Origin of the sequence: Acidovorax sp. 56 (assembly GCF_002749705.1) — a bacterium.
Taxonomy (GTDB): domain Bacteria; phylum Pseudomonadota; class Gammaproteobacteria; order Burkholderiales; family Burkholderiaceae_C; genus Acidovorax.
The window spans coordinates 4,385,231-4,398,534 of the sequence record NZ_PEEV01000001.1 but is presented as its reverse complement, the minus strand read 5'-3'; the positions used below and the strand labels follow the sequence as shown (position 1 = coordinate 4,398,534).

Sequence of the window (13,304 nt, the reverse complement as noted above, 5' to 3'; positions counted from 1 at the left end):
CGCCACGTTCTTCGCCCAATGAAAGTCATGGCCTTTGGGCTGCTGTTGACCGCCCTGGTCGCCTGCTCCACGGTAGACCGCGGCAAGGCACCGGCCCTGCAGGCCAATGCCGACTGGACCGTACTGCCTTTTGCCAACCACACTGAAACCCCCATGGCCGGCAGCCGCGCTGAAAGCGTTGCCGAAGCCTTGCTGCACGCCCGTGGCGTGGGGCGCGTCAAGCGCTACACCAACAGCGCCCAGGCCGAGGCATTGTTTGACGCAGCGGACACCAAGCGCCAGGAACAAGCGCTGGCCTGGGCCAAAGAGCAAGGGGTGCGCTACGCCTTGGGCGGCGCGGTGGACGAGTGGCGCTACAAGGTGGGCGTAGACGGTGAGCCTGCGGCAGGTCTCACCTTGCACATCATCGATGTGCAAAGCGGAGAGATCCTGTGGAGTGGCGCAGGCGGCAAGTCGGGCTGGAGCCGAGAAGCGCTGTCGGCCGTCGCACAAAAACTGATCCGTGAACTGCTGAATGCCGGTTTGTCCGGCGCACGTTAAATCGCCATAGCAACACCGCAGAGCCCGCATGCCACCCAACGCCCGCGCCCCCGAAGCGCCCGCCACCGAAGACACCGCACCATCGCCCGCGCGCAAGCCCGGCTTTGCAGGCGCCCCCTTGGGCAAATTGACGGCCGTGGGAGACCGCCCGCTGCTGGTGGCGTTGGAGTCCCTGGCCGTGCCCTGCATTGCCGTGGCACTGGGCTGGGTGGTGAGCCCACAAGACCCCTTGGGGGTGCAAGCCGACTTCCACTGGTCGTGGCTGGCGCCGATCATTGTGGCGTTGCGCTATGGGCCACTGGCGGGCCTGGGGGCGGCAGCCGTGTTGCTGTTGGCGTGGATGGCTCTCAACCTTGGGCAGATGGAGCAGTTTCCCCAAATCTTTTTCCTGGGTGGGCTCATCACCGTGATGCTGGTGGGCGAGTTCTCCAGCCTGTGGCGGGCCCGCACCCGCCGTGCGGAGGTGGTGCAGCATTACCTGGACCAGCGACTGGAGCATTTGATTCGCCAGTACTACCTTCTGCGCCTGTCACACGACCGGCTGGAGCAGGAGTTGATTGGCCGCCCCATGTCCATGCGCGATGCCCTCAAGACGCTGCGCGGGCTGGGCGATGCCCACGAGGACGCACAAACGCTGTTGCGCCTGCTGGCGCAGTACTGCCAGATCAGCTCTGCCGCGCTGCACCAGGTGCGCGCCGATACGCTGGAGACCACCGCCGTTGCCAGCATTGGCTCGCCCGTGGCGCTGGATGCCAAAGACCCACTCTTGCTCCAAGCCCTGGAAACCCGAACCCTGTGCCATGTGGTGCAAGCCACCGTTCGCCAAGAGTCCACACGCTATCTGGTGGCAGCACCGCTGCTGGACATTGGTGGCGATGTGCACGCCATACTGCTGATCGATGACTTGCCCTTTTTCTCGCTGCAAGACGAAAGCCTGCAAACCATCAACCTTCTGCTGGGTTACTACACCGATGGTCTCTCCACCCAGGCCCTGGCAGCCCCGCTGATCCAGGAGGTGCCCCAGTGCCCGCCAGAGTTTGCGTTTGAGCTGCAACGCCTTTGGCGCATGCACCAAAGCACCCAAGTCCCCAGCATGGTCGTCGCCTTGGAGTTCAACCAGGCGGCCATGGCAAAAGACTTACCCCAGCAGTTCTCGCGCCTCAAACGCCTGATGGACGAGAGCTGGGCGATTGCCGGGGAGACGCGGCACATCCTCGCGGTTCTGATGCCGCTGGGCGAGGCATCCACCGCCGAAGGGTTCATTGCACGGCTAGAGGAATGGATCGACCGCAAGGAAGGCACCACACTGGCGCAAGCGGGCATCTACCCCCACCAATTGCCGCTGGCCGACTCCGGCGGGCCCTCAGCCTTGCTGAACAAACTCCAGCAGTTGGCCCATGCTTAATACCAAATGGGGGCTGTGGGCCGTCTTGATGGAGCTGACCGCCTGGGCAGGCCCCACGCTGCTCGACGGCCACTCCGACGCGGCGTTACTCAGCTACCTATTGGCCCATGCCGGGGCCTGTGTGCTGCTGGCGCTGTTCACCCTGCCACTGCTCACCGCTGAGCAGTCGCGCCCCCGATTGCCCATGCTGGCGCTGATGGCCGTGTGCAGCTACGCCGTACCCATTGCAGGCTTTGCGGGTGTTTTGATTGGCACGCTGGTCTTGCGGTTTTACCGGGCCGCCCGCCCGCAGGAGGATTTTGAATCCATCCATCTGCCGGAGTTCGACCTGCACCAGCGCATGAAGAGCGGGTTTCGCCAAACAGGTCTGCGGGCCGTTCTGGGCAACAGCGAGGTGCCTGTGCGCTCGCGCATGCGCGCCATGGTCGCGCTGCAGCACATGTCCGGGCGCATTTCATCGCCGCTGCTGCGCAATGTGCTCAACGACTCCAGCGAAGACCTGCGGCTGCTGGCCTACGGCATGCTCGACGCACTGGAGCGCAACATCAGCCGCTCCATCGACCAGGAGCTGAGCACCTTGCGCACAGCCCAAGCCGAAGAGGGCGCCAATCCGCTGGGGCCTACAGGGTTGCAAGCGGCAGAAAAACTCTCTGCGCTGTACTGGGAACTGGTCTATCAAAACCTGGCGCAAGGCGACATGCGCGAATACGCAATCCGCGAATCATTGCGCTATGGCGAACAGGTGCTGGCGCAGCAACCCCACCAAGCACAACACCACTTGCGGCGCGGATTGCTGCTGCATGCGCTGGGCCAATTGGATGATGCCGAAAAGGCCTATGTCCAAGCCCAGCAATTGGGCCTGCCCGCCACCCGTGTGCTGCCGTACCTGGCAGAACTGAGCTTTGCGCAGCGCGACTTTGAAAAGACACGGCAACTGATGCAGCAACTGGACGAATGGAGCGCCCTGCCCCGCCTGCGCCCGGTCATCGACTACTGGAGTGCGCGATGACCCCCCCAAGGCCACGGAAGCGGACATTGCACTGCTGCTGGAAGGCACCTTTCCGTACGTGAGCGGAGGCGTCTCCAGCTGGATCAACCAGATCATCCGGGCGTTTCCAGAGTACCGGTTTGCCATCGTTTTCCTGGGCAGCCAGCGCTCGGACTACAGCAAGTTCAAATACGAGCTGCCCGCCAACGTAGTGCACTTTGAGGAGCACTTTCTCTACGACAACCTCTCGGCCCAGCACCTGCCGCGCGCACGTGAAGGAGACCCCGCCACCTTTGAGGTGCTGCGGGGCATTGTGACCACCCTGCGCGAGGGCCAGGCAGGCACCGAGCAGACGCTGCACATGCTGCGTGCCGTGACCCGTGAGATGGCGCCAGGGGGCAAATTTCCGCTGGACGATTTTCTGTACAGCGAACGATCTTGGGAGTTGATCCGAGACACCTACCGCGAATACTGCACCGACCCATCGTTCGTGGACTACTTCTGGACGGTGCGCATCATGTTCCAGCCGCTGTGGACGCTGGCCCGCGTGGCAGAGCAACTCATCCCCGTGCGGATGCTGCACAGCGCCTCCACCGGCTACGCGGGCTTTTTGGGCGCGCTGCTGCACGACTCCCGCAGCATTCCACTGGCGCTGTCCGAGCACGGCATCTACACCAAAGAGCGGCAGATTGACTTGCTCAAAAGCGAGTGGATTCGCGACAACCGCAACGTCTTTCAGCGCGACCCCACCGAACTCTCGTACTTTCGCCAGATGTGGATCCGGCTGTTTGAATGGATGGGCCGCTACTGCTACGCAGCGGCCGACCCCATCATTGCCCTGTACGAAACCAACCGACTGCGCCAGGTGCAAGACGGGGCCGATGCGGCTCGCACCTTCAACATCCCCAATGGCATCCAACTTGCGCGCTTTGCCCCCATGCGCGACAAGCGCCCGGCAGACGTACCACCTGTGCTGTGTCTCATTGGCCGGGTGGTGCCCATCAAGGACGTCAAAACCTTTATCCGTGCCATGCGCCGTGTGGTGAACCAGCTCCCCAACGCAGAGGGCTGGATTGCAGGCCCCACCGACGAGGACCAAGCCTATGCCCAGGAGTGCCAAAACCTGGTGCGCAGCCTAGGGCTGGAAGAGCACGTGAAGTTTCTGGGCTTTCAAAAGGTCGAAGACCTCATGCCCAAAATCGGGCTGGTGGTGCTCTCCTCCATCAGCGAAGCGCTTCCATTGGTCATTCTGGAAGGCTATGCCGCCGGCGTGCCTACCGTGTCCACCGATGTGGGCTCGTGCCGCCAACTCATCGAGGGGCTGGACGAACCCGACCGCGCCCTGGGCGCCAGCGGCAGCGTTGTCGGCATTGCCGACCCCCAAGCTTTGGCAGACGCCGCTATCGCGCTGTTGCGGGACCCGGCGGAATGGAACAGAGCCAGCCAAGCCGCCATTGTCCGCGTAGAGCGCTATTACACCGACAGCATGATGTTTGGCAGCTACCGCAACGTCTACCAGAAGGCACTGGGCGAGACCGCACTGAACGCGCCCCACAACGAGGAGGCCTGCTGACATGGCTGGCATTGGATTTGAACTGCGCCGCATGCTGCGCAAAAACACCCTGACGGGGCTGCTGCAAGCCTATGCCTATGCAGGGGTGATTGGCTCCGGGCCGTGGGTGTTTTCCATCATTGGCATCTTGCTGGTGGGTATCTTCAGCGCCAGCGTGGTGGTACCCAACTACCTGGTGACCCAATTCCAGACCTCAGTCACCTACCTGGTGGCCTGCAGTTTGATTTTGACGGGCTTCGTGCAACTGGCCTTCACCCGCTTTGTGTCGGACCGGCTTTTTGAAAAACACCGCGAGTCGATCCTGCCCAACCTGCACGGATTGCTGCTGGGGGTGATAGGGGTGGCCGCCGTGCTGGGCAGCCTGTCTTTGTTTGTCGTGTTTCCGGGCGAGCGGCTGCTGTACCGCATGCTCATGTTGGCGGGCTTTTGCATCATGTGCGGCGTGTGGGTGCTGGCGATTTTGCTGTCTGGCATGAAGCGCTACCGGGCCATCACCATCTTGTTTGGCGGGGCCTATGCCCTCATCGTCATCTCGGCGCTGTTGATGCGCCCCTGGGGACTGGAGGGCTTGCTCGGCGGCTTCGTTCTGGGCAACTTTGTGCTGCTGGCAGGAATGTGGGTACTGGTGGTGCGCGAGTTCAGTCCCAAAGGCCGGCTCATTGCGTTTGACTTTGCCGAACGCAAACTGCTGTACCCATCCCTGGTGCTGGTGGGCTTGCTCTACAACATGGCGATCTGGGCAGACAAGTTCATGTTCTGGTACTTCACGCCCACATCGGAGCCCATCATCGGCGGGCTGCGCGCCTCGCTCATCTATGACCTGCCGGTGTTCCTGTCGTACCTCTCCATCATCCCTGGCATGGCGGTGTTCTTGGTGCGCATCGAGACCGACTTCGTCGAGTTCTACGACAAGTTCTATGACGCGGTGCGCAGCGGCGGATCGCTGGAATACATCGAGTCCATGCGTGATGAAATGGTCTACGCCATACAACAGGGGCTGGGCGAGATTGCCAAAATCCAGACCCTGGCCGTGCTGGTGACCTTTGTGGCCGGCCCCGCCGTGCTGGATGCCCTGGGCATTTCCAGTCTGTACTTGCCACTACTGCACGTGCAGGTCATCGGCGCAGGGCTGCAGGTGGGCTTGATGGCGATTTTGAATGTCTTCTTCTACCTGGACCAGCGCCGCATTGTGCTGCTGCTGTGTGCCGAGATGGTGGTGCTGAACATCGGTCTTACCGCCGTCACGCTGAACCTGGGCGCCGCGTTCTATGGCTATGGGTTTGCGGGGTCCATGCTCATCACGCTGTGCACGGGCATTGTGCTGCTCACGCGCCAACTCAACCGCCTGGAATACGAGACCTTCATGCTGCAGTGACAGCCCGAGCAGAAGCTGTGCAACTCCCAGCCCAGCATCTCGCCCACAAGTGCTTTACAAAAATACGCGCGGCGATGCGACCCGATTGCAGTACCATTTTTTTTCACGTCACACACCGTCTACAGCCGCCATGCACGCCCCACTGAACGCACTCTTTCGCACTGCATCCCTGTTGTCTGCGGCAGCCCTGGCCACCGCCTGCGGCGGTGGAGGCGGTGGCAGTGACACCCCGGTGGCCAGCAATGTGCAGGTCACTGTGTCCACCCCCACCACCAGCGGTGGCGTGTTTTCGGTACAGGCGCCCATCGCGGTGCAGGCACAGGTCACGGTCAACAGTACAGCGGCCAGCGATGGCACGGCGGTTGCCTTGTCCCTGCCGGGTGGCAGCTTTGCACCAGTAGCCCCACAAACGCGCGCTGGCACGGCGTCCAGCACCCTGACAGGCACCACCCCAGGGCCCCAGGCCCTGACAGCCAGCGCCACAGTGAACGGCACCACTGGCACAGGCACCCAGACGATTTACCTGCGGCCCGTACCTGCCGCGCTGGAGCTGCTGGTACCCGCCTACTTCCACCCCTCCACCAACACCGGCTGGTCGCAACTGGCGACCTCGGCCAGCGCTGCGCCATCGGTGTCCATCACCGCCATCCTGAACCCATCCAACGGCATGTTCACTGCGGCAGACAGCCAAACCCTGCAAGCCGCCCGCAACCTGGTCAACGCCGGGGGCAAGGTGGTGGGCTACGTGTACACCCGCTATGGCACGGGCACACGCAGCCTGGCCGACATCAAGACCAACATCGACCGGTACTTTGACCTGTACGGCAGCACCGTGGTCAGTGGCATTTTTCTGGATGAAATGGCCTCGACAGCAGGCCAGGTTGAGTTCTACCGCGAGATCTACCAATACATCAAAGCCCGCAACGCCAACCTGCGGGTGATTGGCAACCCTGGAGCCATTCCGGCTGCCTCTGCCTACACCGGGGTGGCCGATGCGCTGGTGAGCTTTGAGGGCACGGCCACCACCTTCCAGGGCTTTGACCCGCGCACCAGCGCACCGTGGATGTACACCTTGGCCAACACGCGCAACGCAGCGCTGGTGCACAACGCCGACACCTGCGCTGCCATGCAGACCGCCGTGCAAACCGCAGCCACGGCTCGCTACAACCATGGTCTGGTGTATGCCACCGACCTGCAGTACAACCCCACCACCCAGGTAGGCAACCCCTGGGCCAGCCTGCCCAGCTATTGGGGGGCACTGGTGGGCACCGTGCAAGCGGTCAATGCCGGGACGGTACTGCCCAGCTGCTGAGCCCCACGGCAGCGGAAAGTCACAGTAGCCCCCAAACGCACCAAGGGCCTGAACCGGTATCGCACCCGCTTCAGGCCCTTGGGCATTCAGAAGTGGCCAAGCCCTGATGGCCTGGCATCACGGGCCCTGCAGACCCGCAGCTTGCCGAAGATCAGCCCTCGCCCAGCTCGTCCGCACGCGCCTGCGCAGCGGCAAAGTCCAGGTCGCCGCTGTAGATGGCACGGCCGCAAATGACGCCTTCCACCCCTTCGGATTCGACGGCGCACAGTTGCTCGATATCGGCCATGTTGGAGAGGCCACCTGAGGCGATCACGGGGATGCTCAGCGATTGGGCCAGCTTGACGGTGGCGTCGACGTTGATGCCCGAGAGCATGCCGTCGCGGCCAATGTCGGTGTAGATGATGGACTCAACGCCCCAGTCTTCGAACTTCTTGGCCAGGTCCACCACTTCGTGGCCGGTGAGCTTGCTCCAACCGTCGGTGGCCACCTTGCCGTCCTTGGCATCCAGGCCCACGATGATGTGGCCGCCAAAGGCGCTGCAAGCGTCCTTCAAAAAACCAGGGTTCTTCACCGCAGCGGTGCCGATGATGACGTAACGCAGGCCGCCATCGATGTACTTTTCAATGGTGTCCAGATCGCGGATACCGCCACCCAGCTGCACGGGAATGTCGCTGCCCACCTCTTTGAGGATGGACTTGATGGCGCTGTAATTTTTCGGAACACCCGCAAAGGCGCCGTTCAAGTCCACCAGGTGCAGGCGGCGCGCGCCCGCATCCACCCACTTGCGGGCCATGGCCGCAGGGTCTTCACCAAAGGTGGTGGATTGATCCATATCGCCTTGCTTGAGGCGAACGCAGTGGCCGTCTTTGAGATCGATGGCGGGGATGAGCAGCATGATGGGTTCGGGAGGAAAAGGGCGAGGTGAAACTCGGCCCGAACGGGTTGAGGGATTCAGGGATTCCAGTGCAAAAAGTTGCGGTACAGGGCCAGGCCGTGTTCCGCGCTTTTCTCGGGGTGAAATTGCGCGGCAAAAATATTATCGCGCGCAATGGCTGCGGCGAATACTCCGCCGTAGTCTGCTTCTCCGGCACAGTGCGCCGCGCTGTGCGGGCGCGCATAGAAGCTGTGCACAAAGTAAAAGTAGCTGTTGTCAGGAATACCTGCCCACACCGGGTGCACAGCACCACCATGGGGCACTTGGCGCACCTGGTTCCAGCCCATTTGCGGCACCTTGAAGCGGCTGCCATCGGGCTGGGTGCGGCCGGCCAGGTCAAACTTGATGACTTCGCCAGGGATCAAGCCCAGGCCCGGTGTGTCGCCCTCGGCACTGTGGTTGAGCAGCATTTGCATGCCCACGCACACGCCAAACAAGGGCTTGGACGCGGCGGCTTCCAGCACGGATTCCTGCAGGCCCGACTCGCGCAGCTCGCGCATGCAGTCGGGCATGGCACCCTGCCCTGGCAACACCACGCGCTGGGCAGCGCGCACGGCGTCGGGGCTGGAGGTGACGACCACCGTCCAGCCAGTGCCTTGCGCCGCAGCCTGCACGGCCTGCGAGACCGACCGCAGATTGCCCATGCCGTAGTCCACCACGGCGACTGTTTTTGCTTCTGTATTCATAGCTGTTAGCGCTTATTGGATGGGCGCTAGAGGCCTTTTTGGCTTAAAAATCAGAGACTGCCCTTGGTGGACGGGATGGTGCCTGCAGCGCGCGGATCGCGCGTGAGCGCGGAGCGCAGCGCACGGGCAAAAGCCTTGAACACCGTCTCGCACTGGTGGTGGGCGTTGATGCCCTTGAGGTTGTCGATGTGCAGCGTCACGCCCGCGTGGTTCACGAAGCCCTGGAAGAATTCGTAGGTGAGCTGGGTGTCAAAGCCGCCAATGCTGCCCGCCGTGAAGGGGATGTGCAGGTGCAAACCGGGGCGGCCCGAGAAGTCGACCACCACGCGGCTCAATGCCTCGTCCAGCGGCACGTAGGCATGTCCATAGCGCGAGATGCCCTTCTTGTCGCCCACGGCCCGCGCAAACGCCTGGCCCAGGGTGATGCCCACGTCTTCCACCGTGTGGTGGCCGTCGATGTGCAAGTCGCCCGCGCAGTCGATGTCTAGGTCGATCAGGCCGTGGCGAGCAATCTGCTCGAGCATGTGGTCAAAGAACCCGATGCCCGTGTGCAGCTTGGACTGGCCCGTGCCGTCGAGGTTGATGCGCACGGTGATGCGCGTCTCGGCGGTGTTGCGGCTGACTTCGGCAATGCGGTCGGCTGCGGAATCGGTGGCGGTGGAAGTGACGAGTGCGGAGGAGGTCATAAGGAGGCTTGGAGTGCGGCCAGCATGGTGGCGTTGTCCTGGGCGTTGCCCACGGTCAGGCGCAAACAGTTGTGCAGCAATGGGTGCATTGTAGAAACGTTCTTGATGAGGACCTTACGGGTTTTCATGCCCTCGTAGGTCTTGCCCGCGTCGGCCACGCGCACCAGCACCATGTTGGCCTCGCTGTTCCACACCTTTTCGATGCCCGGCATGGCACGCAAGGCCGCGATGAGCACGGTGCGCTGCGCACGCAGCTCGGCCGCCTGGGCGGCAAACACATCGGCATGCTCCAGCGCAAACAGGGCGGCTTCGCAATTGAGCACGCTCACGTTGTAGGGCGGGCGCACCTTGTCGATCTCGGCCACCAGCGCGGGCTGCCCCAGCATGTAGCCCAGGCGCACCCCGGCCAGGCCAAACTTGCTGAGTGTGCGCATCAGCAGCACATGGGCATTGCGCGCGGGCTCTGCCTGCATGCGGGTGAGCCAGGTGCGGCTGGCAAAGGGCTGGTAGGCCTCGTCCACCGCCACGATGCCGCCTTGTGCGCCCACGGCGTCGATGATGCGTTGCACCGCGCCCTCATCCCACAGCGTGGCGGTGGGGTTGTTGGGGTAGGCGATGTAGGTGATGGCGGGCTTGTGCTGCGCAATGGCGGCCAGCATGGCGGGCTCGTCGAGCTCAAAGTCGGGCGTCAAAGGCACGCCCACAAAGTCGAGCCCCTGCAGTTGTGCACTCATGGGGTACATCACAAACCCCGGCATGGGGGCCAGCAGGGTGGCGCGGTGGCCAGTGCCGGGCTGCGCGCAGGCCAGGGCCAGCAGCGTGATGAGCTCATCCGAGCCATTGCCCAGCACCACGTCGTATCCCGTGGGAGCCCCTGCGTAGGCAGCCAGCGCGGCTTTCAGGTCGTTCTGCCGTGCACCGGGGTAACGGTTGAGCGCCAGTGCGCCCAGCCGCTGGCCCAGCGCGGCCTGCAGGGCCTCGGGCAAGGCAAAGGGGTTCTCCATCGCATCCATTTTGAGCATGCCGGTGGACGGCTGCACCACGTACGAGTGCATGGCGCGCACATCGGGGCGGATGCGGCTCAGGGCGTTGGCGAGCGTATCGGTGCTGTCAGTGGGCATGGAGGTAGCAGAGGTCATTCGGCAGTGTCCAGTTCGTTGGGGGCCAAAACAAAGGGGTTGATGGCGCGCACGGCGTCCAGCACCTGGTCGTGCGGCAATGCTTCGGTCAGCAAGTAGCGGCAGCCCTGCTGGTGGGCTGACGAGACGATGAGGGCATCCCAGTAGCCCAAGCCATAACGGTCTTGCAGGTCCCACGCGCCATCGACGGTGTAGGCGTCCAGGTGCGGCGGCAGCCACACGCGCAGGCGGCGCACCTGAGCACGCACCTGCTGCAGCACGTGGGGACCGGAAAAACGCTGGATGGCTTGGTTGTACAACTCGTTGAGCACCTGCGAGCTGATGCGCCCGCTGCGCGTTTGCCAGCAAAAAGTGAGCCATTCGCGCGCACGCGCCTGGCGCTCGGGGTCGCGCTCGTCCACGCTGGCGAGCAGCACTTCGGTGTCGACAAAAATGAGGGGGGTGCTCATCGCTGAAACAAGGTTTCGCGTGGCACATAGGGGCCTGATGAGGTGCCCCAGGTCTCAAACGCCAGGGCCTCGCGCATGGCCTGGGCGTAAGCGTCTTCCTGGCGCATCTTCTCGGCCAGCCATTCACCCATGAGGCGAGAGACGCTGCTGCCGCGCTTGGCCGCCTCTACCCGCACCCACTCGGCCACGGTGTCGTCCATCGTGATGGTGACGTTTTTCATGGAGGCCAGTTTACACGAACTTCGTGGACCACGAAGTTCGTGTAGCCACCTGTCTCAGCGCACTCGCCGTAAGGGAGGGGTGCCGTCAACCCCTGAAAATTGAGGAGAAATTGGCCTCTAGCGCACTATCAATAAGCGCAAGAAGCTACTAAAAATATAGCAAAACCAGCGGAGTGGGTAACGGGACTCCACCAGAGTCAGCCCTTCAGCCTGCGCCACAGCCGCCAGCCCAACAGCGCCGCGATGATGGCGGCGTACACAGCCACTTCGGCAAAGTTGTTTTTGCCAGCGCGCATCCAAAAGAAATGCAGCACCGCCAGCAATGCGGCTGCGTACACCGAGCGGTGCAGCGCCTGCCAACGCTTGCCCCCCAGCGCCCGAATGGCCCGCTGAAACGAGGTGACCGCCAGCGCCAACAGCACCAAAAATGCCAGCGTGCCGACCAGGATGAAGGGCCGCTTGGCGATATCGGCCAGGATGTCTGGCACGTCCAGCCCCATATCGAGCCAGCTGTAGCTGAGCACATGCAAGCAGACGTAGAAGAACGCAAACAGGCCGAGCATGCGCCGCCACCGCGCCAGCGCGGGCATGGCAAACGCCACGCGCAGCGGGGTCAAGGCCAGCACCAGGCACAGCGCCCGCAGAGCCCAGTCGCCGGTAGAGCGGATCAGCGCTTCGGCCGGGTTGGCACCCAGCTGGTTGGTGGCTGCGGCCACCACAAGCCACACCGCAGGCAGCAGCGCTACGCAGAACAACAGCGGCTTGGCGGCGGGGTGCAGCAAAGCCTTGCGCCAGTCGCCCTGCGCGCGCACAAGGCTGGTAGCGCTGGCAGGGCGGCTTGTATCTGCCCGCACGTCAGTAGAACTTCTTGAGGTCCATGCCCGCATACAGCTGGCCGACCTGGGCTTCGTAGCCGTTGAACATCAGCGTCTTGCGTTTCTTGGCAAACAGGCCGTCCTCGCCAATGCGGCGCTCGGTGGCCTGGCTCCAGCGGGGGTGGTCCACATTGGGATTCACGTTGGAATAGAAGCCGTATTCCTGCTGCGCCGCCTTGTTCCAGGCGGTGCCGGGCTCTTTCTCGACAAAGCGGATCTTGACGATGCTCTTGGCGCTCTTGAAGCCGTACTTCCATGGCACCACCAAACGCACCGGAGCGCCGTTCTGGTTGGGCAACACTTCGCCATACATGCCAAACGCCAGCAGGGTCAGCGGGTGCATGGCTTCGTCCATGCGCAGGCCTTCCACATAGGGCCAGTCGAGCACGCGCGAGCCTACGTAGGGCATGGTGGCCTTGTCGGCCAGGGTCACAAACTCGACGTACTTGGCGTTGCCCATGGGCTCCACGCGCTTGATCAGCTCGGCCAGCGAGTAGCCCACCCATGGGATCACCATGGACCAGCCCTCCACACAGCGCAGGCGGTAGATGCGCTCTTCCTGCGCGCTGAGCTTGATCAGGTCCTCAATGCCGTACTTGCCGGGCTTCTTGACCAGCCCCTCCACCTCCACCGTCCACGGCGCAGTTTTGAGGGTGTGCGCATTGCGCGCAGGGTCGGCCTTGTCGGTGCCAAATTCGTAGAAGTTGTTGTAGGTGCTCGCGTCCTTGTAGTCGGTGAGCTTCTCCATCGACACAGCCCCAGCGACGGCCGACTTGGCGCCGGGCAACGCTGCCAGCTTGCCAGGGCGTGGCACCTGCTGGGCCATGGCCTCGCGACTGGCCCAGGCTGCCATGGCGGCACCGGCAGCGCCCCCCGCCATCAGCTTGAGCATCTGGCGGCGGTCTTCATAGATGGCCTTGGGGGTGATTTCGCTGGGAATCGGGTACTGAAAACCCGTGTTGCGAGGCGGTGTCCGCATGGGAAGTCTCCGGTAATTGGGCACTGAGGGCTGGTGTGCATAGGAGCACACTGGCGACTGTTAGTTCGCACTACAGACCAATCAGGTTACACCGGGGACGCAATAGTTGCAGATGGAGGGGAAAGCCCCGCTTTTCACGCCC

The 13,304-nt window shown here is 63.1% G+C and carries 14 protein-coding genes; 6 read left to right on the top strand and 8 right to left on the bottom strand.

Features of this window, described 5'->3' with window-relative positions:
• Positions 1–18: 18 nt before the first annotated feature.
• The 6 genes from CLU88_RS19520 to CLU88_RS19495 all read left to right on the top strand — a co-directional run bounded on the left by CLU88_RS19520 (position 19) and on the right by CLU88_RS19495 (position 7,193).
• Positions 19–540, top strand: coding sequence for a penicillin-binding protein activator LpoB (locus CLU88_RS19520; protein ID WP_233205625.1), 522 nt, complete (start codon positions 19–21; stop codon positions 538–540).
• 28 nt (positions 541–568) lie between these two features.
• Positions 569–1,945, top strand: coding sequence for a PelD GGDEF domain-containing protein (locus CLU88_RS19515; RefSeq protein ID WP_099658022.1), 1,377 nt, complete (start codon positions 569–571; stop codon positions 1,943–1,945).
• Complete coding sequence (locus tag CLU88_RS19510; RefSeq protein WP_099658021.1) at positions 1,938–2,954, top strand: hypothetical protein; 1,017 nt, start codon at positions 1,938–1,940, stop codon at positions 2,952–2,954. Before CLU88_RS19515 ends, CLU88_RS19510 begins: the two co-directional genes overlap by 8 nt.
• Positions 2,944–4,506: a GT4 family glycosyltransferase PelF gene (pelF, locus tag CLU88_RS19505; protein ID WP_099658020.1), complete on the top strand. Its 1,563-nt coding sequence runs from the start codon at positions 2,944–2,946 to the stop codon at positions 4,504–4,506. The genes CLU88_RS19510 and pelF overlap by 11 nt, the downstream gene beginning before the upstream one ends.
• 1 nt (position 4,507) lies before the next feature.
• Positions 4,508–5,881: an exopolysaccharide Pel transporter PelG gene (pelG, locus tag CLU88_RS19500; RefSeq protein WP_099658019.1), complete on the top strand. Its 1,374-nt coding sequence runs from the start codon at positions 4,508–4,510 to the stop codon at positions 5,879–5,881.
• A 130-nt stretch (positions 5,882–6,011) separates the two neighbouring features.
• Positions 6,012–7,193: a spherulation-specific family 4 protein gene (locus tag CLU88_RS19495; RefSeq protein WP_099658018.1), complete on the top strand. Its 1,182-nt coding sequence runs from the start codon at positions 6,012–6,014 to the stop codon at positions 7,191–7,193.
• Between the two features lie 151 nt (positions 7,194–7,344).
• Here CLU88_RS19495 and hisA read toward each other — a convergent pair whose 3' ends face one another.
• The 8 genes from hisA to msrP all read right to left on the bottom strand — a co-directional run bounded on the left by hisA (position 7,345) and on the right by msrP (position 13,162).
• Positions 7,345–8,088 (bottom strand): 1-(5-phosphoribosyl)-5-[(5-phosphoribosylamino)methylideneamino]imidazole-4-carboxamide isomerase, encoded by a 744-nt coding sequence (gene hisA / locus CLU88_RS19490; RefSeq protein WP_099658017.1) that lies wholly within the window; start codon positions 8,086–8,088, stop codon positions 7,345–7,347.
• A gap of 56 nt (positions 8,089–8,144) precedes the next feature.
• Positions 8,145–8,813 carry an imidazole glycerol phosphate synthase subunit HisH gene (gene hisH, locus CLU88_RS19485; protein ID WP_099658016.1) on the bottom strand — a complete coding sequence of 223 codons (669 nt, stop codon included), beginning with the start codon at positions 8,811–8,813 and terminating at the stop codon, positions 8,145–8,147.
• A gap of 50 nt (positions 8,814–8,863) precedes the next feature.
• Entirely contained in the window at positions 8,864–9,499 is a 636-nt protein-coding gene (gene hisB / locus CLU88_RS19480) for an imidazoleglycerol-phosphate dehydratase HisB (protein WP_099658015.1), read from the bottom strand.
• On the bottom strand, positions 9,496–10,620 hold the full coding sequence (hisC, locus tag CLU88_RS19475; RefSeq protein WP_099659020.1) for a histidinol-phosphate transaminase: 1,125 nt from the start codon (positions 10,618–10,620) through the stop codon (positions 9,496–9,498). Before hisC ends, hisB begins: the two co-directional genes overlap by 4 nt.
• A gap of 14 nt (positions 10,621–10,634) precedes the next feature.
• Positions 10,635–11,087 (bottom strand): PIN domain-containing protein, encoded by a 453-nt coding sequence (locus CLU88_RS19470; RefSeq protein ID WP_099658014.1) that lies wholly within the window; start codon positions 11,085–11,087, stop codon positions 10,635–10,637.
• Complete coding sequence (locus CLU88_RS19465) at positions 11,084–11,308, bottom strand: CopG family transcriptional regulator (protein WP_099658013.1); 225 nt, start codon at positions 11,306–11,308, stop codon at positions 11,084–11,086. The genes CLU88_RS19470 and CLU88_RS19465 overlap by 4 nt, the downstream gene beginning before the upstream one ends.
• 197 nt (positions 11,309–11,505) lie before the next feature.
• Complete coding sequence (locus CLU88_RS19460) at positions 11,506–12,162, bottom strand: sulfite oxidase heme-binding subunit YedZ (RefSeq protein ID WP_233205533.1); 657 nt, start codon at positions 12,160–12,162, stop codon at positions 11,506–11,508.
• Between the two features lies 1 nt (position 12,163).
• A complete protein-coding gene (gene msrP, locus CLU88_RS19455) occupies positions 12,164–13,162 on the bottom strand; it encodes a protein-methionine-sulfoxide reductase catalytic subunit MsrP (protein ID WP_099658011.1) in 999 nt (332 codons plus the stop codon).
• Positions 13,163–13,304: the final 142 nt, after the last annotated feature.